The organism is Clostridium luticellarii (assembly GCF_002995845.1).
Classification (GTDB): Bacteria; Bacillota; Clostridia; order Clostridiales; family Clostridiaceae; genus Clostridium_B; species Clostridium_B luticellarii.
Genome location: NZ_PVXP01000030.1, coordinates 14139 through 37421, shown reverse-complemented (window position 1 = coordinate 37421; position 23283 = coordinate 14139). Strand labels below are relative to the sequence as shown.

The 23283-nt window shown below is 33.6% G+C and carries 21 protein-coding genes, 1 rRNA gene and 2 other annotated features; of the genes, 4 read left to right on the top strand and 18 right to left on the bottom strand.

Annotated elements, in window-relative coordinates:
• Positions 1-388: ribosomal RNA gene (locus CLLU_RS10765) — 16S ribosomal RNA — on the bottom strand; the annotation flags it as partial.
• A gap of 825 nt (positions 389-1213) precedes the next feature.
• A complete protein-coding gene (locus CLLU_RS10760) occupies positions 1214-2302 on the bottom strand; it encodes a GntR family transcriptional regulator (protein WP_106009790.1) in 1089 nt (362 codons plus the stop codon).
• Between the two features lie 536 nt (positions 2303-2838).
• On the opposite strand from CLLU_RS10760, the gene araD reads away from it, so the two are divergent.
• Together araD and CLLU_RS10750 are read left to right on the top strand one after the other, a co-directional pair.
• Positions 2839-3543, top strand: a complete 705-nt coding sequence (gene araD, locus CLLU_RS10755; protein WP_106009789.1) for an L-ribulose-5-phosphate 4-epimerase — start codon at positions 2839-2841, stop codon at positions 3541-3543.
• 413 nt (positions 3544-3956) lie between these two features.
• Positions 3957-6347, top strand: a complete 2391-nt coding sequence (locus CLLU_RS10750; protein WP_106009788.1) for a phosphoketolase family protein — start codon at positions 3957-3959, stop codon at positions 6345-6347.
• A 202-nt stretch (positions 6348-6549) separates the two neighbouring features.
• Here the strand turns inward: CLLU_RS10750 and CLLU_RS10745 are convergent, their stop codons facing one another.
• Together CLLU_RS10745 and CLLU_RS10740 are read right to left on the bottom strand one after the other, a co-directional pair.
• Entirely contained in the window at positions 6550-7917 is a 1368-nt protein-coding gene (locus tag CLLU_RS10745; RefSeq protein WP_106009787.1) for a sugar porter family MFS transporter, read from the bottom strand.
• Between the two features lie 142 nt (positions 7918-8059).
• Positions 8060-9664, bottom strand: coding sequence for a xylulokinase (locus CLLU_RS10740; protein WP_106009786.1), 1605 nt, complete (start codon positions 9662-9664; stop codon positions 8060-8062).
• 461 nt (positions 9665-10125) lie between these two features.
• Here CLLU_RS10740 and araA point away from each other — a divergent pair, with 461 nt between their 5' ends.
• Both araA and CLLU_RS10730 read left to right on the top strand, forming a co-directional pair.
• Positions 10126-11592 (top strand): L-arabinose isomerase, encoded by a 1467-nt coding sequence (gene araA, locus CLLU_RS10735; protein WP_106009785.1) that lies wholly within the window; start codon positions 10126-10128, stop codon positions 11590-11592.
• Positions 11593-11682: 90 nt separating this feature from the next.
• Entirely contained in the window at positions 11683-12717 is a 1035-nt protein-coding gene (locus CLLU_RS10730; RefSeq protein WP_106009784.1) for an aldose epimerase family protein, read from the top strand.
• 69 nt (positions 12718-12786) lie between these two features.
• Here the strand turns inward: CLLU_RS10730 and CLLU_RS10725 are convergent, their stop codons facing one another.
• From CLLU_RS10725 to CLLU_RS10660, 14 genes are all read right to left on the bottom strand, one after another.
• A complete protein-coding gene (locus CLLU_RS10725) occupies positions 12787-13728 on the bottom strand; it encodes a GNAT family N-acetyltransferase (protein WP_106009783.1) in 942 nt (313 codons plus the stop codon).
• Positions 13729-13873: 145 nt separating this feature from the next.
• Positions 13874-15121, bottom strand: coding sequence for a DUF1015 domain-containing protein (locus tag CLLU_RS10720; protein ID WP_106009782.1), 1248 nt, complete (start codon positions 15119-15121; stop codon positions 13874-13876).
• 11 nt (positions 15122-15132) lie between these two features.
• Positions 15133-16062 carry a D-2-hydroxyacid dehydrogenase gene (locus CLLU_RS10715; RefSeq protein WP_106009780.1) on the bottom strand — a complete coding sequence of 310 codons (930 nt, stop codon included), beginning with the start codon at positions 16060-16062 and terminating at the stop codon, positions 15133-15135.
• A gap of 17 nt (positions 16063-16079) precedes the next feature.
• Positions 16080-17150 (bottom strand): pyridoxal-phosphate-dependent aminotransferase family protein, encoded by a 1071-nt coding sequence (locus CLLU_RS10710; protein ID WP_106009778.1) that lies wholly within the window; start codon positions 17148-17150, stop codon positions 16080-16082.
• A gap of 96 nt (positions 17151-17246) precedes the next feature.
• Positions 17247-17444: a binding site (T-box leader), on the bottom strand.
• 60 nt (positions 17445-17504) lie between these two features.
• Positions 17505-17707 (bottom strand) — a binding site (T-box leader).
• Positions 17708-17874: 167 nt separating this feature from the next.
• Positions 17875-18069, bottom strand: coding sequence for a hypothetical protein (locus CLLU_RS10705; protein ID WP_106009776.1), 195 nt, complete (start codon positions 18067-18069; stop codon positions 17875-17877).
• A 28-nt stretch (positions 18070-18097) separates the two neighbouring features.
• Entirely contained in the window at positions 18098-18283 is a 186-nt protein-coding gene (locus tag CLLU_RS10700; protein ID WP_106009774.1) for a hypothetical protein, read from the bottom strand.
• Positions 18284-18406: 123 nt separating this feature from the next.
• Positions 18407-19198 carry an EFR1 family ferrodoxin gene (locus CLLU_RS10695; RefSeq protein ID WP_106009772.1) on the bottom strand — a complete coding sequence of 264 codons (792 nt, stop codon included), beginning with the start codon at positions 19196-19198 and terminating at the stop codon, positions 18407-18409.
• 47 nt (positions 19199-19245) lie between these two features.
• A complete protein-coding gene (locus CLLU_RS10690) occupies positions 19246-19929 on the bottom strand; it encodes a hydrolase (protein ID WP_106009770.1) in 684 nt (227 codons plus the stop codon).
• A 60-nt stretch (positions 19930-19989) separates the two neighbouring features.
• On the bottom strand, positions 19990-20541 hold the full coding sequence (locus tag CLLU_RS10685; RefSeq protein WP_106009768.1) for an NAD(+) diphosphatase: 552 nt from the start codon (positions 20539-20541) through the stop codon (positions 19990-19992).
• A 120-nt stretch (positions 20542-20661) separates the two neighbouring features.
• On the bottom strand, positions 20662-21354 hold the full coding sequence (gene sfsA, locus CLLU_RS10680) for a DNA/RNA nuclease SfsA (RefSeq protein ID WP_106009766.1): 693 nt from the start codon (positions 21352-21354) through the stop codon (positions 20662-20664).
• A 166-nt stretch (positions 21355-21520) separates the two neighbouring features.
• The gene (locus CLLU_RS10675; protein ID WP_106009764.1) at positions 21521-21778 is read right to left on the bottom strand and encodes a pro-sigmaK processing inhibitor BofA family protein; all 258 of its coding nucleotides are present in this window, start codon (positions 21776-21778) and stop codon (positions 21521-21523) included.
• Positions 21779-21895: 117 nt separating this feature from the next.
• Positions 21896-22177: a DUF2508 family protein gene (locus CLLU_RS10670; protein WP_106009763.1), complete on the bottom strand. Its 282-nt coding sequence runs from the start codon at positions 22175-22177 to the stop codon at positions 21896-21898.
• Positions 22178-22266: 89 nt separating this feature from the next.
• Positions 22267-22863 (bottom strand): recombination mediator RecR, encoded by a 597-nt coding sequence (recR, locus tag CLLU_RS10665; protein WP_106009761.1) that lies wholly within the window; start codon positions 22861-22863, stop codon positions 22267-22269.
• A gap of 51 nt (positions 22864-22914) precedes the next feature.
• Positions 22915-23259, bottom strand: a complete 345-nt coding sequence (locus tag CLLU_RS10660) for a YbaB/EbfC family nucleoid-associated protein (RefSeq protein WP_106009759.1) — start codon at positions 23257-23259, stop codon at positions 22915-22917.
• Positions 23260-23283: the final 24 nt, after the last annotated feature.

The window sequence follows — 23283 nt, the reverse complement described above, 5'->3', positions numbered from 1 at the left end:
CATCAGGCTTTCGCCCATTGTGCAATATTCCCCACTGCTGCCTCCCGTAGGAGTCTGGACCGTCTCTCAGTTCCAATGTGGCCGTTCACCCTCTCAGGTCGGCTACGCATCGTTGCCTTGGTAAGCCGCTGCCTTACCAACTAGCTAATGCGCCGCGGGTCCATCTCAAAGCGGATTTCTCCTTTAAAGTGCGGTTCATGCGAACTGCACTTATTATGCGGTATTAATCTCCCTTTCGGGAGGCTATCCCCCTCTTTGAGGCAGGTTACCCACGTGTTACTCACCCGTCCGCCGCTAAGAACCTCCCGGAGGAGCTTCTTCGCTCGACTTGCATGTGTTAGGCACGCCGCCAGCGTTCGTCCTGAGCCAGGATCAAACTCTTAATTTAAAAGTTGTCTTTGACTCTGTTGAAAATCAATACTAACTTCGCATTTCTGCGTCAAACCCCTCGCTGCGGTGCTCAATTACCTAAGTAAGTTCTGCTCCTCGCTCCTGGTTTTCCTTGAACTGCTCGTTATTATTAATTTTAAATATATTACTTACAAAATTACTTTTAGCTGCTTATCGCAGCTCAAAAGAATTGCTGGTTTATTCTCGTATAAGTTTCCTTATATTTATTCTGTTTAATTTTCAAGGATCATCTCAAATTACCTGCCATCTCTTAAGACAGCTTTTATAGTATATCATCTCAACCAATCGTTGTCAACATTTTTTATGTTTTTTCAAATCAGTCTTATGAGTTGATACATCCACCTTTTGCTGCTCTTTGCTACTCTTCTGGACAACGTGCTTTATTATATCACAGTTTATTATTCTACAATTTATTATTTTAACCATATTTAAAATTTATTTCACTATTTCTTTATATTTCTACTCATTGCTCACTTCTTCATACATAGATACACATGGATATGTTTATATGTCATTTTACTAAGTATCTATATAATGTTAGGAACATTTCAGAAATTATAATTTAATATAATATATGCTCTCCTTAAAACACAATAAGCATAACAAAAAAATGAAAAATATCATTATAACTATTCCCAATTTCTATATATGTCTATATAATATTTCTCGTATCAAATTCAATCATTATATATTATAAGAACCAAATCTCAAAATTTAAAAAGCTATCATAATCAATAGTATTTCTACATGTAATTATTAAACTGTTTCTAATCCCATATGAAATATCCATCGTTGATATATTTTAATCTATTGGCGCTGTGGAATCACGTACTATAAGTTCAGGTTCATATAATATAGAATCACTTTTGCTGAATTTATTGTTATTGTTAACTAACTTAATAATTAACTTAGCAGCATCTATTCCCATTCTCTGTTTTGGATGCGTTATTGTGGTCAACCTTGGATTCATAATTTTAGAGATTTGTGAATCATCAAAGCCAATAACCGATATATCTTCAGGAACTTTTAAATCCAAACTATGCGCAATATTTACAACCATAAATGCAATCTCATCATTATAACAAAAAACACCTGTTGGATGTTCATTTTTATTTATAACTCTTTTAATTTTACCAGGTAATACACTGTCAGTTTCTTCAGACAAATAAGTTATTATCTGATCCTGATCTAATAAAACATCATTTTTCTGGCATTCTGATATAAAGCCATTCATCCTATATACTCCCTGTAAATCATCCACTTTAAAAATGCCCATTATGTTTTTATGACCCAAATTAAAAAAACACTCAGCCGCTATCTGTCCTCCTTTAAAATCATTCACACATAAACTTGGAACTTCAATTTGAGGATAAGCTGAATTTATCGTAATAAATGGTACATTTTGCTCTATCAGATTATTCAAATACCCCATATTAGGATTTTGATATGCACTTTTAGTAGGCTCTATTATAATTCCATCTACTTTATGAGCCAATAAATTATTAAGATTTCTATTTTCAAACATCATGTTATTCCTGGTAGAAGATAACAAAAGAGAATAAGAATTATCATAAAGCGTATCTTCAATTCCCCCAATTATATCTGGAAATATATAATTAGAAATATATGTAGTAAGCACACCTACATTTTTATACTTCTTTAGATAGGATTCATTTTGTTTAAAATCGGACATATATATGCCACTGCCCTGTATTCTATATAGATAATTTTCAGAGGATAAATCGCTTAGGGCTCTCCTTATAGTATGTCTGCTTACTTGAAACAAATCCATCATTTCTGACTCAGTTGGGATTTTTTCATGGGGTTTATATTTACCGTTGATTGCCCAATTTATAATCTTTTCTTTAACAATTTCATATTTATGCTTCATATTTTTCCCCCGTAACTCTGTAATAATGTTAATTTATTATATTATAACAAAGAACACTTAATATAAATATAAAAAGTTTCATTTGTTATGAAAAACTATATGAAATCAGACAAATTCATTTACAATTTATACGAATAAATTTATAAATTATATTGACATTTATACGAATAAATATTATATTTGTTTTGAAAGCAATTAACTTTATTCAAAAAGACAATTATTAAAATATACCTTTGGAGTCCATTTGGGATTATTATCTGCAAAAGAAATAATTATTAGTCTAATTGACGAGAAAATTATTTCTTTAACAGTAAAAGGTTTCCTATAACGGAGAAACTACATGGTATAAATATCAATCTAAAAAATATTTGGATTCTACAAAATCCAAATATTTACTACAACTGTTTTATAGAAACAACATTCATATCTGTAAAAAAAGCTATAAAAGAAATCTTAAAATTGGAATCCTATACAAAACAACATTATAAAGCATCTAAAAGAAATTAAAGAATTCTCAACGAAAGAAGGTTAATCTCATGCTAGAAGATTTAAAGGAGCAAGTATTAAAAGCTAACTTGCTGCTGCCTGAGTATCACATGGTAACATTCACCTGGGGCAATGTAAGTGGAATTGACCGAAATAAAAACCTGGTAGTTATTAAACCCAGCGGTGTTGATTACAATAAGATGAAAACATCAGACATGGTTATTGTAGATCTTGACGGAAATATTGTAGAAGGAGATTTGAACCCTTCAAGCGATACCCCAACTCACCTTGTTCTATATAAAAATTTTTCAAACATCCTCGGTATCGTTCACACTCATTCTCCTTGGGCTGTTTCATTCGCTCAGGCAGGACTTTCAATTCCGGCAGCTGGTACTACTCATGCTGATTATTTTTATGGGGATATACCTGTAACTCGCCCAATGACTGAAAACGAGATCGAAAAGAACTATGAAAAACAAACAGGAGATGTAATTGTTGAAACTTTTAAACAAAACAATATAAATCCAGATGAAGTACCTGCAGTGCTGGTAAATGATCATGGACCGTTTACCTGGGGCACCAGTCCTAAAAATGCAGTCCACAATGCAGTAGTACTAGAACAAGTAGCAGAAATGGCATATCATTCATTACAATTAAAGCCCCATAACATCAAAATGGATCAAATCTTACTAGATAAACATTTTAGACGCAAACATGGAAAGAATGCTTATTATGGTCAAAAAAACAAAAGCTAAACAAAATTTACTTATCCGAACACTGCTACTGCTAATATTTTCAACTTTTTAAAATGGGAGGTTTAGAACTGACAGCCATCGGATAAGTTTTTCCCCTAAAGGATAACGTATTCTAAGTGCTAAAGACACTAAGAATACTGTTAATAAGTTTCAGGCGGGAAAAAGTATTCCTCATGAGCAATTCCATCTGAAACTAGAAATCACTTGATGCTGCTTAATGCTATCATGAAAATAACTGATATAGTCTTAAAGTATCAAATGCTTCACAGGCAACAAAATATTTTTATTTATACGTATAAATTTTAAAAAATCACTTATAAATACGTATGAATGTTTTAAAATATTAAGCAACAATGATGAAATTTACACTGAATGATTTCAAAATGAAAAAATTATGAATTAGGAGGAAAATTATGCAAAATACAACAGAAAAATATGTGGATGAGCAGAAGATTACACCGGATTATCTGAAAAAGGTTGATGCTTATTGGCGTGCGGCTAATTTTTTATCCGTAGGACAATTATATCTACTAGATAATCCATTACTTAGAGAACCTTTAAAACCTGAACATTTAAAAGCAAAAGTTGTTGGACACTGGGGGACTATTCCAGGTCAAAATTTTATCTATGCTCATTTAAACCGCGTTATTAAGAAATATGATCTGGATATGATTTATGTTTCTGGCCCAGGTCATGGCGGTCAGGTAATGGTATCTAACTCTTACCTAGACGGAAGTTACAGTGAAGTTTATCCAAATGTCAGCCGTGATCTAACTGGTCTAAAAAAATTATTTAAACAATTTTCTTTCCCTGGTGGAATTTCCAGCCACATGGCACCTGAGACTCCAGGTTCAATTAATGAAGGCGGCGAATTAGGTTATTCTTTGGCCCATTCTTTTGGTGCCGTTTTTGATAATCCCAGCCTTATCACTACTTGCGTTGTTGGTGATGGAGAGGCAGAAACCGGTCCATTAGCTACATCCTGGCAGGCAAATAAATTTTTGAATCCTATTACGGATGGGGCTGTATTACCCATATTACACTTAAATGGATATAAAATCAGCAATCCGACTGTATTGTCCCGTATTTCCCATGAAGAATTAGAAAAATTATTTGAAGGAAATGGATGGAAGCCTTATTTTGTAGAAGGTGATAATCCTGAAATTATGCATAAATTAATGGCAGAAACATTGGACATAGTAATAGAAGAAATACTCTCTATTCAAAAGAACGCTCGTGAAAATAATGATGCTACTCGTCCACAATGGCCGATGATTATATTGCGCACACCCAAGGGATGGACAGGCCCAAAGCTAGTGGATGGTATTCCAAATGAAGGTTCATTTCGTGCACATCAAGTGCCTCTTCCTGTAGATCGTTATCATACGGAACACTTAGAGCAATTGGTGGAATGGTTGAAAAGTTACAAACCAGAAGAATTATTCGATGAAAATTACAGATTGATTCCCGAATTAGAAGAACTAGTGCCAAAAGGCAATAAACGAATGGCCGCCAACCCGCATACAAATGGTGGTTTGTTATTACGTGAACTGCGTACACCTGATTTTCGCGATTATGCTGTAGATGTTCCTGCTCCAGGTGATACTGTTGCACAAGACATGATTGAATTAGGAAAATATATACGTGATGTTATCAAGTTAAACAAAAAAAATCGCAACTTCCGTATTTTTGGACCAGATGAAACCATGTCCAATAGATTATGGGCAGTTTTTGAAGGAACTAAACGTCAGTGGCTGCCAGAAATCAAGGAGCCAAATGATGAATTTCTATCAAATGATGGACGCATCTTAGATTCAATGTTGAGTGAACATTTATGTGAAGGTTGGCTGGAAGGTTATCTTTTAACTGGACGTCATGGTTTCTTTGCAAGTTATGAGGCCTTTCTGCGTATTGTGGATTCTATGATTACACAACATGGCAAATGGTTGAAGGTAACTTCAGAACTTCCCTGGAGAAAAGACATTGCTTCTTTGAATTTAATCTCAACATCTAATGTATGGCAGCAGGACCATAATGGATATACCCACCAGGATCCGGGGATATTAGGCCATATTGTGGACAAGAAACCAGAAATAGTTCGTGCTTATTTACCGGCTGATGCAAATACATTATTAGCTGTTTTTGATCACTGTCTTCACACCAAGCACAAAATTAACCTGTTAGTGACATCAAAACATCCAAGGCAGCAGTGGTTGACAATGGAACAAGCAGTAAGACATGTAGCACAGGGTGCAAGTATCTGGAATTGGGCAAGCAATGATGAAGGAGCAGAACCTGATGTTGTTATTGCTTCTTGTGGTGATACTCCAACACTGGAGGCTTTAGCAGCTGTTACAATCTTGCGAGAACACTTACCGGAATTGAAGATTCGTTTTGTCAATGTAGTAGATATGATGAAACTATTGCCGAAAAATGAACATCCTCACGGTTTAAGCGATAAGGATTATAATGCATTATTTACAACTGATAAACCAATTATATTTGCCTTCCACGGCTTTTCACATTTGATTAATCAATTGACATATCATCGTGAAAATAGAAATTTACACGTTCACGGTTATCAGGAAGAAGGAACTATTACAACACCATTTGACATGAGAGTTCAAAATAAGCTGGATCGTTTCAATATTGTAAAAGACGTGGTAGAAAACCTGCCTCAGCTTGGAAATCGTGGTTCACATCTTGTTCAATTAATGAATAACAAATTAATAGAACACAAGCAATATATTCATGAATTTGGAGAAGACTTACTAGAAGTAGCTAACTGGCAATGGCATCTATAACTTTAGACTCAGGTTGAATCCTCTGCTCATAAGAATTACTTGATAAATAATTAATTATAAATGCAGGGCTGTTCACAGCGATTGAAAAATCGCTAATATGAACAGCCCTATATTTATTTTATTATTTAATTTTTCCTCTACAGATTATAAAAAATTTTCCAAATATTTATCCATTTTTTATAACAATATATTATAGATAACATTATTTCATTAACCCAACAACGCTCCCAATAGAACGATCGTATAGGTACATTTCAATTTCTTCCAATGATTTTCCTTTTGTTTCATAAAGAAGATATTTTGCAAACAGAAATCCTATCACACAAATTGCAGCAAAGCCAAAGAAAATTATAGATAAGCCTACTGTTTCAAGTAATACCGGGAAGAACAGTGCAACTAAAATATTACCAAACCAGTTAACTGTTGATGCAATACCAGTAGCAAGTCCTCGAATATGACTCGGAAATAATTCTCCAACTACAATCCAAGTAACAGCAGCCCAGGAGTATGCATAAAAGATAACATATAAACAGATAAGGAAAAATACAGTCCATGTTGCCCATGCGTAATTGGCTTGAGCAGAAGGATAAATCAATCCAACCAGCAGTAAAGATATTCCCATGCCAATGGAGCCCGACATAAATAATGTACGACGTTTAAATTTATCTACAATCAGTAAGGTTACAATGGTTGCCAATACAAAAACCACACCAATACCAACCGTACTGACAACCCCACCAATTTCCGATCCAAAAACCTTGGCTAGAATTTGTGATGAGTAATAAAAAATCGTATTTGCTCCTTGAATCTGTTGTAATAGGGTTAAACCACAACCTGCAATTACAGACGGTAGAGCCATTTTAGAAAATAAATCCTTGAAAGAGCCTGCATCAGAATGTTGTGCATTAATAATTGCCTGATATTCACTTTCGGCTTCTTCTGAGGAACGCAATGACTGCAACACTTGTCGTGCCAATTCCTTTTTGCCAATTCGAACTAAGAATCGCGGTGATTCTGGTAACAGAAATGCTCCAAATAGCAGTACTATAGCTGGTACAACAGCACCGCCAAGCATCCAGCGCCATCCTTGAAATACATGTACAAATGCATAATTCACGCCATATGCACTAAGCATTCCTACAGTTATCATTAACTGATTCAGCCCCGATAGCTTTCCACGTGTTTCAGCGGGACTAATTTCTCCCATATACATTGGAACCAAAGCAGAAGCACCGCCTACAGCCACCCCTAAAATAATACGAGCAATAACCAAAAAACTTGTATTACTTGAAATACCGGATCCCAGGGCACCAATTGCAAATACAACTGCACTCCACATAATCATTCGACGACGACCAAAACGATCTGCTAATGAAGCCATTAGTGAAGCACCAAGCATAGCTCCTACAAACAATCCCGAAGTAATCAACCCTTCCAGCCATGGATTAACACTCCATGTTGTTTTAATTCCAGGTAAAGCACCATTAATTATCCCGATGTCATACCCGAACATAAATCCTCCAAAAGATCCGAAAAAGTAAATTAATGTTGGGGATACTTTTTTCTTCATTCTAACCTTCCTCCTTAATCACTGATTAAATATAATTATTCAAGTAAAGTATCATCATCTCAATTTCATAAGACATTAATTTTGTTTATTATATTTAATGAACTAATTTCAAGTTTTCTATTCACTAACTCCAACTGCATCTTTAAGTTAAGTAATTCACTGCCGCCTGTTCAATAGGAATTCCCTTTTTATAACGCTGAATAAATTGCTCAAATCCATCCACATCTTTTTGATCAGGCTGTATTTCCTCAGGTACATAACCAGCAAAAACTTTTTTTGCTAAAAATTCCGACAACGTGGAATTAGTTTCCCTATCCTTTAAATAGCCAGCTAACAGAGCAATTCCCCAGGCACCTCCTTCACCTGCAGTTTCCATAACGGATACTGGTGTATTTACTGCAGCTGCAACTATTGATTGTCCAACAACAGGTGTCTTGAACAATCCACCATGACCAAGTAATTTGTCAAGTTTTACAGCCTCATCCTTTAAAAGAATGTCCATCCCAATTTTCAATGCACCTAAAGAAGTAAAGAGATGTGCTCTCATAAGGTTTGCTAAGTTAAAATTACTTTTTGGCTTTCTAACAACTAAAGGTCTACCCTCTGAAACACCTGTAATGTTTTCACCCGCAAAATAGTTATACGCAAGAATTCCTCCACAATCAGGATCGCCTTGAAAAGCTTGAGCATAGAGAGCCATATAAAGGAGTTCTCTGCTAATCTTGACATTTATAGCTTCAGTGAATTCCTGAAAGACATTAACCCACTCATCTATATCAGAATATCCATTGTTTGCGTGAACCATACCCACTAAGTCTCCTGAAGGTGTTGTCACCAGATCAATTTCTTCATGGACCTTCTTAAGAGGTTTCTCAAGGACTACCATGGCAAAAATTGACGTACCTGCAGAGATATTCCCTGTGCGCGGTGCAACTGAGTTTGTGGCAACCATTCCCGTACCTGCATCTCCTTCAGGTGGACACAGCGGAATACCAGCCTGAAGATTGCCACTTATATCAAGCCTTTTTGCTCCTTCTAAAGTCAAGATACCAGCATTTTCCCCAGCCAGTAAGACCTTCGGCAAAAGCTTCTCTACATTTAATGAATGTTTTTCAACCTCTGGCAGATGATTGAAGGTTTTTAACATATGCACATCATAATTACGTATTTTCATATCAATTGGAAACATTCCTGATGCATCGCCGATACCCAAAACCTTTTCACCCGTCAACTGCCAATGAATATAACCAGCTAAAGTAGTTAAAAAATCAAGCTTTTCAATATGAGGTTCATTTCTGAGAATAGCCTGATATAAATGAGCTATGCTCCACCTCTGGGGAATATTGTAACTAAATATTTCCGTTAGCTTTTTTGCTGCTTCTTCCGTCATAGTATTACGCCAGGTCCTAAATGGAACAAGAAGTTTTCCTTGTTTATCAAAAGCCATATATCCATGCATCATGGCTGAAAATCCAATTGAACCAATTTTTGAAAGTGTTACCCCATATCGTTCTTTTACTTCAGCAAAAAGTTTTTGATAACTGTATTGCAACCCTTTCCAGATTTCTTCTAGTGAATAGGTCCAGATCCCATTATCTAAGCTTGTCTCCCATTCAAAGTTACCACTAGCCAATGGGGAGAAATCGTTGCCAATAAGAACCGCTTTAATACGAGTAGAACCAAATTCTATTCCCAACGATGTTTTACCATTTTGAATTTCTTCTGCTCTCTTCTCATTTATAGTCAATAAAAAAACCTCCTTCTAAAACAATACAATAGTAAACGCTTTCCTTATAATAGATGTTACTACATATATACGTACATGTCAACAAAAAATATGTAAAAAGTACGTACTTATTTTTCCCATAGCATACGTCAAATAAAAAGTCATGAAAAATGTATTTACCTTATATAGAAATAACACTATAAGAACAACCAATTAATTATTACTAGTAGTTAAGAAAAATATTTACTGATATATATGGTACCTCTTTTCGTAAATTTTCATTATTTACTCATACGTTTTCAAAAATTTATACTAATAAATATTGAAAATGTATTGACATTTATAAGTATAAATATTATATTTAATTTAACAGCTAGGAAAGTGTTATTTCTTTTTTATGTAAAGGATTACCCTAGCAGTATAATTTTTGAAAAATCACCTTCAAATGATTAAAAAAATGAAATATAGGAGGATGAATAATCATGTTAAAAAATAAAAAAATGGAATTCTGGTTCATAGTGGGTAGTCAATATCTATATGGAGAAGATGCATTGGCACAGGTAAAAGAGGACTCCATAAAAATTGTAGATGGTCTGAATAAAAGCAGTAAATTACCTTATCCTATTATATTCAAATCCTTAGCGACTTCTGCAGATGAAATTAAAAAACTTATGAAAGAGGTAAATTATGACGACAATGTAGCAGGTATAATAACCTGGATGCACACTTTTTCACCAGCTAAAATGTGGATAGCAGGTACTAAATTGTTACAAAAACCTCTTCTGCACTTTGCAACTCAGTTTAATGAACATATTCCATGGAAGACAATAGATATGGATTTTATGAATTTAAACCAAAGTGCCCATGGTGACAGAGAATATGGTTTTATTAATGCACGGCTGAATAAACACAATAAAGTAATAGCAGGTTACTGGGAAAAACCTGAAATCCAAAAAGAAATTGCCGACTGGATGAATGTAGCCGCCGGCTATATTGCAAGTCAAGATATAAAGGTTGCTCGTTTTGGAGACAATATGCGTAATGTAGCTGTCACTGAAGGAGACAAAATTGAAGCTCAAATTCAATTCGGATGGACAGTAGACTACTATGGAATTGGTGACTTGGTTTCTGAAATTGACAAGGTTTCACAAAGTGACATTGAAAAAACTTATGAGGATTTTAAAAAAATATATATTATGGACATAGGCAGCAATGATCCGGACTTTTATGAAAAACAAGTAAAAGAACAGATAAAAATAGAGATAGCTCTTCGACACTTCCTGGAAGCTGGTGGCTATACTGCATTCACTACAAATTTTGAAGACCTATATGGAATGAAACAATTACCTGGGCTTGCTGTTCAGCGCTTAAATGCAGAGGGATACGGTTTTGCCGGTGAAGGTGACTGGAAAACTGCCGCTTTGGATCGTCTTGTTAAAATTATGACCAATAACCAGAAAACAGGTTTTATGGAAGACTACACATATGAATTAGGTACAGGTGATGAAAAAATTCTGGGTGCACATATGCTGGAGGTCGATCCAACTTTCGCATCTGACAAACCAAAAGTAGTAGTAAAACCTCTGGGCATCGGAGGTCGTGAAGATCCTGCACGTTTAATCTTTAATGGTTCTACAGGCAAAGGAATTGCAGTATCGATGTGCGACCTGGGTATACATTACCGTCTTCTCATAAATGAAATAACTGCCGTTGAAGCTTCAGAAGACACTCCAAATTTACCTGTAGCCAAAATGGTATGGAAGCCTGAACCAAACTTTACTGATGGAATAAAATCCTGGATTTATGCGGGTGGAGGTCATCACACAGTTGTAACTCTGTCATTATCTGCTGAACAAATTTACGATTGGAGCAGAATGGTCAATTTAGAGACGGTGATCATTGACCATGATACCAAATTAAGAGATATAATAAATCAAACTACAAGGTAACTATTGAATAAGGGTGTACTGTTTTATTTACACATAGAACAGTACACCAGATTTTCATACTCAAATTTATGATTAAAGGAGTATAGAGAAATGATAGAAAGAAGTATTTTAGGTTCTTTTGATGGAAATAAAATCTACAAATATACAATGGAAAACAGAAATAAAACCAGAGTTTCCTGTATATCCTATGGAGCTGCTTTAACAGAAATTATCGTACCAGATAAATTCAATAATTTTTCAAATATTTTGCTCAGTTTTGATGATCTTGAAAGCTATGTAAATGATAAAGCCATGTTCCTGGGTGCTGCAATAGGCCCTGTTGCCGGACGTATTGCAAATGGATCTTTTAAAATCAATGGAAGTAACTACAAAGTATTCAAAAATGAATCAAACAATACACTTCACGGAGGCAGTCATGGATTCAATACGCTTTTATGGCACAGCAAAACCATAAAAGCAAAAAAATCTGACAGTATTATTTTTTACAGAACTATTACAACAAAAGAGGACAGTTTTCCTGGAACACGAAATATAGAAATAATGTATACCTTAAATGATAATAACGATTTACTGATCAGATTTAGTGGCATGAGTAATGAAGATACACTTTTTAATCCTACAGTCCATTCATACTTTAATTTAAATAATGATATTAGTGAGCTGCTGTCAGGTCATTTTTTAAGAGTAAATGCATCACACTATGCTGAAACAGATAATGATTTATTGCCAACAGGATTTTTAAAAGAAGTTTCAAAAACTCTTTTTGATTTTCGCCAAGCAAAAAACCTGGAAGAAATATTAAATAAGTTAAAAAGTGAATTAAATATTAATGGATTGGATCATCCATTTAATATAGATGATAAAAATACTGTATGCCTGGTAAATACTAATACAGGAAGGCGTCTGGATATAGAATCAGATCGAAATGGATTAATTGCCTATACACTCAATGCAGTAAACGGCATTTGGAAAATACATGGGCAAAATGCAATACCTCATATGGGGATAGCCTTAGAACCGCAGACATTACCCGACGCAATTAACCATGCAAATTTCGGCAATATAATATTACCTTGTAATGCAAAAAAAGATTACAATATAAAATATCATTTTAGTTTAATTTAAAGAATAAGTAAGCCTCACTAACTAGACAGTGAGGTGATTTTATTTCAGTTCAGCTTTATGTTTTTTCCGTTAGGCAGGATTAATTTTATAAAAAGTTATATGATCTCTCCATTTCCCATTTATAAACAAATATTTTTCATTCAATCCAAGTTCCTTAAAGCCGCAGCTTTTAAGCACTCTTTGGGATCTTATATTATCTACCAACGTAGATGCTTCTACTCTATGTAATTCTAATTTGTCAAAAGCATACTCCAAAACTAATCTTAATGCTTCTTTCATATAGCCCTTCCCTTGCTCATCTTTATCTATAGAATATCCTATAAATGCACTTTTAAATATTCCTATCACTATATTTGAAATCTGTATTTTCCCTATAAGCCTCTTACCTTTATATATACCAAAATTAGCATTTTTACCGCTTAAAAACTGCTTATAGCTCTCACTTAAATTTCTTTTTTGCATTTCCAATGTATAAAAACTTTCATCCCTATCCGGCTCATATTCACTTAAATGGGTCTGATTTTTTACATAATAATTCAACATATCCGAAGCATCTCCCGGAGTCAACACAGATAGCATTATGTTGTTTCCTCTTAGATGTAATCCTCTATTTATATTTGTCACTTTAATTCTATCAAAATCCAGCCCGAACAATATTTCATTCTTATACTCAGAGTCAACTTTTATACTTCTGGATATTATACCTTCAAGTTCAAAACCCAGATCAGTAAATGCCGGTATATTTATATCTTCATGAGCTACTACGTTTATTTTATTTAAATCATTTCTTCGGACAAGCAACTGTATAAAATTTTCAAGTGTATTTTTAAGTAATCTGTAACTGCACTCCCCCCACTTATAAAATTTTATTCTAAATGCACCATATTTATTCATTTTAGAAATTTCAATTATGAATATTCTTCCTATAGTAATACCTAGATTATCCCTTATTATATATTCATTATTGCTGCCTTTGACCAAATCAATAGATACAAGTTGTTCCTTCAGCATTCCTATCGCTCCCAATTGTACAATATAACAATAAAAACATTAAATATATTATACCATAAAATTCATGGTCAAATATTTTCCTTAAAACACAAAATCCCCGTAAACCCACGGGGATTCTATTTCTATAAACTTCAAAAATCGATATTTACTTTAACTTATGAACAAACAATCCGCTTCTCAATTTAGGTTCAAACCAAGTAGATTTAGGAGGCATTACTTTTCCAGCATCCGCAATACTCATCAGTTCATCCAATGTAGTAGGGTACATTGAAAAAGCAACTCCTTTATCTTCCCTTTCTACTCTCTTCTCCAATTCAACAAGCCCCCTTATGCCACCTACAAAACTGATTCTGTCATTTGTGCGTGGATCATCTATTCCCAAAATAGGCCCCAATAAATTATTTTGAAGAATAGATACATCCAGTCTTTCAACGGGATCAACAGGATCGTAGGTTCCCTCCTTTGCAGTGAGTTTATACCATTTCCTTCCCATATACATACCATAGGTCCCCTTATGAGAAGGCTTGAATGGTCCTTGTCCTTTATATATCTCTACATCAAATTTTTTAGAAACTTCAGATATATATTTTTCAGCAGAAAGTCCATTTAAATCTTTAACAACCCTGTTATAATCAATAATATTCAAATCTGAATCAGGGAAAAGTACAGATAAGAAAAAATTAAATTCCTCGTTGCCAGAATAATTTGGATTTTCTCTTCTCCTTTTAATGGCAACTTTCACCGCAGATGCTGCCCTGTGGTGTCCATCTGCTATATACAAAGCATCCACTTTTCTAAACAGCTCACAAATATTCTCTATCGTCTCATCATCTTCTATAACCCACACCTGATGTTTCACTCCATCAGCAGCAGTAAAATCATATACAGGCTCTTTTTTAACCCAGTTATTTATTATACTGCTTATCTTATCGTTATACCTATATGTCAAAAAAATCGGTCCCGTATTTGCATCACAAATATCCACATGATTTATTCTGTCTTGTTCCTTATCCTTCCTGGTATATTCATGTTTTTTTATTTTATCATTCAGGTACTCATCTACAGAAGTACATCCCACTACACCCGTTTGACTTTTGCCGTTCATAGTCAATTTATAAATATAGAGGTTGTTTTTTTCATCCTGTACCAATATATTGTCTTTTATCATCTTATTTAAATTTTCATTTGCTTTTTCATATACTTTTCCATCGTAGATATCTATATTTTTATCCAAATCAATTTCAGCTTTATCTACATGAAGAAAAGAATAAATATTATCTTTAGCTATTTCCCGTGCCTCTTCACTGTTCATAACATCGTAGGGAAGTTCAGCTACCTTGCAGGCTATATCCTTCCTAGGTCGTACTGCTTTGAATGCTTTTAGAATAGCCATTTTGCACCTCCTTATACATTGACTAGATTTTCATCCACACAATATTTTTCAATTATATTTACTATTTCTTCACCTATTCTTTTCTGTGCCTCAACGGTTGAACCGCCTATATGAGGTGTAACTGATACCCTTTCATTACCTACAAGTTCCCTGTCAGGATCAGGTTCATTTTCAAATACATCCAGACCAACTCCTGCAACTTTTCCAGTATTCAATCCATCAAGCAAAGCTCTTTCGTCTATCACACCGCCTCTTGCACAATTTATTATATAAACTCCATCTTTCATAATCTGAAGCTCCGCTTTACCTATTACTGCACCCTGTGTTTTATCAAAAGGAATATGAAGTGATACATAATCTGCTTTCTTCAACAACTCTTCAAACTCACAAAATTCATAATTATTGTATCCTTTAGCCATACCAAGTTTATCATAATATATTATATTCATTCCCATAGCATAAGCCCTTTTTGCTACTTCCTTTGCAATTCTTCCGAATCCTATAAGTCCCAGGGTCTTGCCAAATAACTCTACTCCTTTATACTTCTTTTTTCCCCATTGCCCATTTCTCATGGTCACATTAGATATATTTACGTACCTTGATATAGCGAACATATGTGCCAGTGTCAGCTCTGCAACAGAAACACTGCTGGCATTAGGAGTATTTTTAACCATTATCCCATTTTGAACTGCATAGTCCACATCTATATTATCTACTCCAACCCCGGCTCTTATTATGAGCTTCAATCTTCCTTTTTTAGCTTCATCTATAAGTGGCTTCCTGACTTTAGTAGCAGATCTTACTATTATGATGTCAAATTCCTTTATTCTTTGCTTTAACTCTTCTTCTTCAAAATGTTTATCCAAAACCATATATCCATTTGCAACAAGTTTGTCAAAAGCTTTCTTTTCCATTCCATCACTGACCAATATTTTTATCAATTTTAAGCCCCCCTATTTTATAATTTCAATATATAATTAACAGTATCTAAAAGTTCCTTGATATCTGAAAGATCAAAATCAGCCATATGAGCTATTCTAAAAGCTTTCTCCTTTAATTTCCCATAACCATTGGATATCTGGAATCCTCTTTCACCTAGCTCCTTGTTCAACTGAGCCACATTTATATTCCTGGTGTTTTTTATATTAGTAAGGGTATTGGAAAGATATCTCTCGTCTGCAAACAATTCAAAGTACTCTTTTGCCCAGTTTCTCACATACTCAGCCATCTCTATATGTCTCTTGTACCTATTCTCAAGTCCTTCCTCCAATATTCTATCCAACTGATAATCCATAGCAAACATATGTGAAATGGATGGTGTTGAAGGATATTGGTAATCTCTTTTTTGAATACAATTATAGAGAGACAATAAATCTAAATAATAGCCCCTGAATTTTACTTTTTTGGCCCTCTCCACTGCTTTTTGTGAGAAAGAACATATTGCCATTCCCGGAGGAAGTCCCAATGCTTTCTGGCTGGATGTCAGGCATATATCCACCCCAAGCTTATCCACTTTTATCTCAGTACCACCCATGGAACTAACTGTGTCCAAACACCATACAATTTCAGGATACTTTTTCATAACCTGTGCTATATCTTCTACTGGATTCATAACTCCTGTAGAAGTTTCATTGTGAGTTACACAAAGTGAATCATATTTACCTGTGGCTAAAGCTTTATCAATTTCTTCCACATTTACAGCTTTTCCCCACTCCTGCTCAAACAAATCTGCCGGCACATTATTGCACTGTGCAATTTCATACCATCTCTTCCCAAATGCACCTATAGAAAATATAGCTACCCTTTTTGCCGTACTACATCTTACAGCACCTTCTAGAAGTCCTGTCCCCGAGGAAGTTGAAAGTAAAATTTCCTCTTTTGTATTAAATATCTGTCTCATTTTATTACTGATATTTCTCTGAAGTTCCGAAGCTTCTTTGCTCCTGTGACCTATCATTGGTGTTGCCATCTTCTCTAAAACATCTTTTCTGACTTCTACCGGCCCTGGAATAAATAGTTTTTTATGCATTTTTTTACCTCCAATAATTTATATTTATCTATTTAATAATGTGCTGTTATACATTGTTAAAGTTAAAATTATAAAATAAAAGAATCAACCAATCCCCTTAGGGACGATTGACTCGCGTTGCCACCCTCATTAATTATACAAAAGTATAATTCTCTCATTTAATATAACGGTTTTCCGTATTATTCATCATAATAATTCTCCAAGACGGATTCACAAAAGTATAGGTATCAGTTTCCACCAACCACTGATTCTCTTTTACCTGACTTATGCTACTATTCTCTTCATAAAATAATATTAAATTTTACATTCAAGTATAACATTTTTGTACAAAAATAAAAGAGCCACTTCAATCCCATTAGGGACGATTGGCTCGCGTTACCACCCTTATTGATTATATCAAATACAATATAATCCTCTCACTTGAAATAACGGTTTTTCCGTATTATTCATCATAATAATCCTCCAAGATGGATTCACAAAAGTATTGACATCAGTTTCCACCAACCACTGACTCTCTTTTATCTAACTCATGCTACTATTCTCTTCATAAGATGCTATTGATTTATCTTCTATTTGTTAACTATTATATGATTTAATTCTGTATATGTCAACACTTATTTCAAATATTTATATTATTTATTTTTCAATATTTACTGCATATTTTTTATCATATATCAGAATACATTCAATATTCAAACCGTACAATCAAGTGAATCAATACAAACTAAGTCTGATCTAACCCTGCCAGTACCTGATCATAAAGATTCTTTACACATTTTCCATCTTTTAGATTTCTGCAGTTGGTACAGCTTCTATAGTCAGGTTCAGCATCACTGCTATAGGATTTAAATCCAAAGTCATCCGGTTCATATCCTGGACATGAACTCCCTACATGCTTCATTTCTTCATTGCTTGCCATAAAAACATTCCTTCTTTCATTGTTGAATTTAATTCATATTTATTATTCCTTCAATTTCATCAAACAATTTCTTACTGCACCTTTCATTTACAAAATTCACACAATTGCTGCAGCTGTTTGAAAGATAACTCACTTTCAGCCCCTCTATATAATTTTTAGGCTTATACTCTTTACAATTCTCTGCAACAATCATTTTATCCTGGATTGAAATCATAAAACTCACTCCTGAAAAATATTGTATTTTTAGTATTTCCACAATTAAAAATTTAATTCTAAAAAAGCCTCCAAAATTTTAAAATTATTTGGAAGCTTTGGGCTCAATACAAAATTTAAAGTCTTACTTATTTAAATCAAGACACTTTATTATATCCCTCTGAGTTTGATCTATTTTTTTATTTTTATATCTCACTGCATTTTTAGGACATATATATATACATCTTAAACACAACATGCACTTGCTGTGAAAAATTGCACGTCCACTTTCAAAGGTTATGTTACCCTGAGGACAGTTTCTCAGGCACAGTCCACATTTGCCGCAATCTTCTGTAGAAGATATATTCTGAGACAACTTAGGGATTCTATTCTTAAATACATTATAAATCAGTTTATTAAATTTCAGCCTGATAAATGAAGTAGTTTCTATGGTAGATTCCCCATTCATAAAATTTTCTACCGTATTTTTTACTTTTGCATTTGCCTCAAATAATATCTTTTTTATTTCATTTTCATCGGGTTTCTTCCCTATAGAAAAATAATTATTATTCGGCATTTTTATGCTGATTTGACTTAATGCAATATATCCTTTCTTTCTCAAACTCTTAGCCATAACACACGGTGCAGATGCTGAAGACGCAGCTTGCGTAGAATAAACAACTAATTTTATATCTTTTTTCATGTCATAAAACTTATTCAAAAAATCAATTACAATTTTAGGTGGAAACTCAGCATATACCGGTGAGCCTATAATTAAAAAATCATAACCTTCTAATTGAACATCTTCTGCGGATCGTATATTTTGTATATTAACTAAATCTATATTCACATTATAAAGTGCAAAATTCTCTCTAAACTTGTCGGCTACCCATTTAGTATTACCAGTACCACTAAAATAATATAAAACACCCTTCATGATAATCGTATTTCCATTTCCCCCAGATATATAAAAGATGGAAACAATTATTCCTCCTTTTCTTCAGCATATTTTTTCCTGTTTTCAAGCATAATTTTACTTAAAATTTCAGCTGACGTAGGTGGAGTAAATGCTATAGCATTAGCCCCTGCCAGTATAGTATCCCTTATATCAGATTCTGTAGGACCTCCTGTAGCTATTATGGGAAAATCAGGATATCCCTCTCTAACCTTTTTTACTATATTTATAGTATTTTTAGATCCTGACACATTTATTATGGTAGCTCCTGATTTTATTCTGTCCTCTATGTTTTCATATTCAGATACTATGGTTACTATTATGGGTATATCTATAGTATTTCTAATCTGTCGTATAACTTCATTGGAGATAGTACTATTCACCACAACTCCCATGGCACCCTTAAATTCTGCATCCAAAGCTAAATTTAAAACTCTCTTTCCGGTTGCCATCTTTCCGCCAACTCCACAAAACACTGGTATATCTGCGGATAAGAGGATTGCCTGAGTTATAATAGGCTGTGGCGTAAATGGATATACTGCAATAATGGCATCCGCATTGGTATTTTTTATAATCGCAACATCCGTAGTAAACAATAGAGATTTAAGTCTTTTGCCAAATATCCTTATACCGCTTGCTTCTCTAATGATTTCAGGAACTCTGATCATATGTCTCTCAGGAACTCCCTTTATTTCTGGTATATATTTAGCCATCTTTTTCCCTCCCTTGTTTAATTAAATACAATTATCTCTAGAAGCTTTAATTTATATGATTTAAACGTTTCTATTGCAACTATCATTATCGCACCTATAAGCTTTTTCTCCAGTATAATTTATCTCTTTTAAGACCTTTCTAACTATTCTTTTGCCGACTTCATCTTCACTCATTTCACACAATGCATTTTCTATATGACTCCAATTTACCCATTCCACCTCAGAAGACTTCTTTATATCTCCTCCATCATATTTTGCCATGAATGTAAGCATTATTATTTCCTTTTTATTGCTGCCCACATATTCGCTTCCCAAATATTTCAAATCCTTTATTTTAAGACCCGACTCTTCAAACACTTCTCTATGTACAGTCTCTTCCACAGTCTCACCATTTGCTACATAACCGGATAAGAGCACTTTGGAATTTTTAAATATATAACTCTGTTTTAACAGCAATATCTTATCTTCATTTATTACTGCAACTATCACACAAGGTGTAGGAGTATCAAAGTACATTATGTCATCCTTAGGACAATATGGTACCCCTCCCTCATCCCAGCTGTATTTCTCCATTAACTTTTCTCCACATATAGGACAATATTTAAATTTCATACACACACTGCTAACAAAGCAGCTACACCCCCTTAACTTTAATTGAATAAATTTTATGCAGTTAATAAATACTTATATATATTATAAAACTTATAAATACACAATAAAATAAAAATCGTTTCATAATTTTACTGACACTTGATCTTTTAAAGTTATAAAATTCTCTCCAACATTACAATCATAAGCAAAAATTTTTACGTTGTTCTGCCATGCATATCTGAGAGCTTTTCCAAATTCCTTATCCATTTTATCATAGGGTGTAAAATATTTTACCTCTTTCATCTGAATCAAAAATAAAACTGCTGCATCTAATCCTGTATTTCTCACATTCACCAATTCCAACAAATGTTTTCTTCCTCTTTCTGTGGGAGCATCCGGAAACATGGAAACTCCATTTTCTTCAAGAGTAACACCTTTAACTTCAAGATAGCATTCATTACCTTCTTCATCACACAATTTAAAATCAAATCTACTGTTTCCAAATGTTTTTTCTCTTTCTATTTTTGTATATTTTTTAAAATAATTTATCTTTTTACATATTAGAGCTTCTGCTACAACCTTATTGGGAATTTGCGAATCTATATTTATAAGTCTACTGCCTTTATAACCCGCTATCAAATCATATCTGGTTTTTCTTTTAGGGCTATTTTCTTCTCTTAAAATCACTGTAGTACCAGGTACAAGTATTTCCCTGCATCTTCCCGTATTAGGCACATGAATCATTAATTCGGAATTATTCATATTAACATAAGCCTGGAATCTGTTAGGTCTGCTAATAAATTCAGCCCTTACTACTTTTTTATCAAATATCAATATATCATCTCCGGTAAAACTAAACTTATACCTTCTTTTCTAATAATAACAGATAGCTTGCCAAAATATACAAATTATTCCTGTTACATTTTTGTAAATTTATAAATTGTATATCTGAGGATTTTCAAAAAATGACGATAATAAGCCATTGTCTATAAAATAAGTTCTAAAGAAACAGCTTAAATATGATAAGAAATATTACTCCAGGTATTCCAAAAAAACCTGCAATAAGCGCAGTAATAGCATTAATACCTATATTAAATCCAAAATATCTCCCTATGAAATTGACTATAATCAAAAGAATTACACCAAGTACAGCATTCACAATAAGCTTGAATAATATTTTTAAAGGCCATGAAAACACCTTTACCAATATATAAAGTCCAACTATAGCAATTAAAAAATATCCTATATATTCAAACATAACGCTTATTCCCCCCTATTATAATTTAACTTGCAAAATTACATAAATACTATTTAATTATATTCTAACAATAAAAAAATATTAATACAAAGAATAAGCTCAAATTTATTTGTTTTTTCAAGATGACTTCCTATTTAGATTAGGAAATACATCTTCATATTTCACTTTTAATCCATCTTTCTTAACTTTATTCAAGAGATACATGTATTTTGACTTCGCAGCTTCTTCCATATATATAGCATAGTCCACCAGGTGGGGATCTTTTACAAAATCAAAATATATTCTGCACCTCTCCAATTCCTCTCTAGCTTTTTCTATATCATTCAATAGTTTCTTCTGCTGTAATGTATATTTAGAATTTTTCATAATCAAATATTTAGCTATATTATATTTATTCATAAAATGCATACCTCCTAATTTTACCTATTATTTTAATAATTGACACAAATCAAGAGTAATATACATAGACTATCAATGGCTAAATACAATTATATTTCCACTCTGCCTTCCAATGCTTTAGACAAAGTTATTTCATCTGCATATTCCAGATTACCCCCTACTGGAATTCCGTGAGCTATTCTAGTTACTTTTACTCCAAGATGTTTCAATATCTTAGAAATATACATAGCAGTAGCCTCACCTTCCACATTGGGATTGGTAGCAACTATAACTTCTTTTACATCTCCATTTATTCTTCTTATAAGTTCCTTAAGTTTTATATCATCAGGTCCTCTACCTGCCATAGGAGATATATTACCATGAAGCACATGATAAACTCCATTATATTCTTTTATTTTTTCCATGGTCATTATATCTTTAGGTTCTTCAACTACACAAATCGTGCTTTTATCTCTATTAGGATTTGAGCATATGGGACAAGGGTCAGATTCTGTAAAATTTCCACAAACAGAACAATATCTTATAGTACCCCTTGCCTTAACTAGAGCTTGAGCAAATTCCTTTACTTCACTTTCCGGTAAATTTAATACATGAATTGTAAGCCTTTGTGCCGTTTTATAACCTATTCCCGGCAATTTGGCAAATTCTTCTATTAACTTTTCAATAGAAACAGGATAAAAATCCATAATATCACCTCAATTTAAAGCCCCATCTACTGTAAGATGAGGCTTGTAATCTTAAAACATTCCTGGAATATTAAGTCCGCCAGTCAATTTTTTCATTTCAGAAGCAGTTTCATCTTCTGCATTTTTCAATGCTTCATTACATGCAGTTAAAATTAAATCTTGAAGCATTTCCACATCATCAGGATCCACTACTTCCGGTTTAATTTTTATATTAACCAGCTGTTTTTTACCATTTACTATTACAGTTACTGCTCCACCGCCAACAGTAGCACTAAATTCTTTATTTTCAAGCTCCGACTGCATATCCTGCATCTGTTTCTGGAACTTTTGAGCCTGCTTCATTAAATTATTCATATTTCCCCCGCCGCCAAAGTTGGGGAATCCGCCTTTTGCCATAATATATTTCCTCCTCAATTAAAT

Coding starts and splice junctions, on each gene's coding strand:
- CLLU_RS10760 (WP_106009790.1), bottom strand. CDS start 2,302: ATGAAGCATAAATATGAAATTGTTAAAGAAAAGATTATAAATTGGGCA.
- araD (WP_106009789.1), top strand. CDS start 2,839: ATGCTAGAAGATTTAAAGGAGCAAGTATTAAAAGCTAACTTGCTGCTG.
- CLLU_RS10750 (WP_106009788.1), top strand. CDS start 3,957: ATGCAAAATACAACAGAAAAATATGTGGATGAGCAGAAGATTACACCG.
- CLLU_RS10745 (WP_106009787.1), bottom strand. CDS start 7,917: ATGAAGAAAAAAGTATCCCCAACATTAATTTACTTTTTCGGATCTTTT.
- araA (WP_106009785.1), top strand. CDS start 10,126: ATGTTAAAAAATAAAAAAATGGAATTCTGGTTCATAGTGGGTAGTCAA.
- CLLU_RS10730 (WP_106009784.1), top strand. CDS start 11,683: ATGATAGAAAGAAGTATTTTAGGTTCTTTTGATGGAAATAAAATCTAC.
- CLLU_RS10725 (WP_106009783.1), bottom strand. CDS start 13,728: ATGCTGAAGGAACAACTTGTATCTATTGATTTGGTCAAAGGCAGCAAT.
- CLLU_RS10720 (WP_106009782.1), bottom strand. CDS start 15,121: ATGGCTATTCTAAAAGCATTCAAAGCAGTACGACCTAGGAAGGATATA.
- CLLU_RS10710 (WP_106009778.1), bottom strand. CDS start 17,150: ATGCATAAAAAACTATTTATTCCAGGGCCGGTAGAAGTCAGAAAAGAT.
- CLLU_RS10705 (WP_106009776.1), bottom strand. CDS start 18,069: ATGGCAAGCAATGAAGAAATGAAGCATGTAGGGAGTTCATGTCCAGGA.
- CLLU_RS10700 (WP_106009774.1), bottom strand. CDS start 18,283: ATGATTTCAATCCAGGATAAAATGATTGTTGCAGAGAATTGTAAAGAG.
- CLLU_RS10695 (WP_106009772.1), bottom strand. CDS start 19,198: ATGAAGGGTGTTTTATATTATTTTAGTGGTACTGGTAATACTAAATGG.
- CLLU_RS10690 (WP_106009770.1), bottom strand. CDS start 19,929: ATGGCTAAATATATACCAGAAATAAAGGGAGTTCCTGAGAGACATATG.
- CLLU_RS10685 (WP_106009768.1), bottom strand. CDS start 20,541: ATGAAATTTAAATATTGTCCTATATGTGGAGAAAAGTTAATGGAGAAA.
- CLLU_RS10675 (WP_106009764.1), bottom strand. CDS start 21,778: ATGTTTGAATATATAGGATATTTTTTAATTGCTATAGTTGGACTTTAT.
- CLLU_RS10670 (WP_106009763.1), bottom strand. CDS start 22,177: ATGAATAAATATAATATAGCTAAATATTTGATTATGAAAAATTCTAAA.
- recR (WP_106009761.1), bottom strand. CDS start 22,863: ATGGATTTTTATCCTGTTTCTATTGAAAAGTTAATAGAAGAATTTGCC.
- CLLU_RS10660 (WP_106009759.1), bottom strand. CDS start 23,259: ATGGCAAAAGGCGGATTCCCCAACTTTGGCGGCGGGGGAAATATGAAT.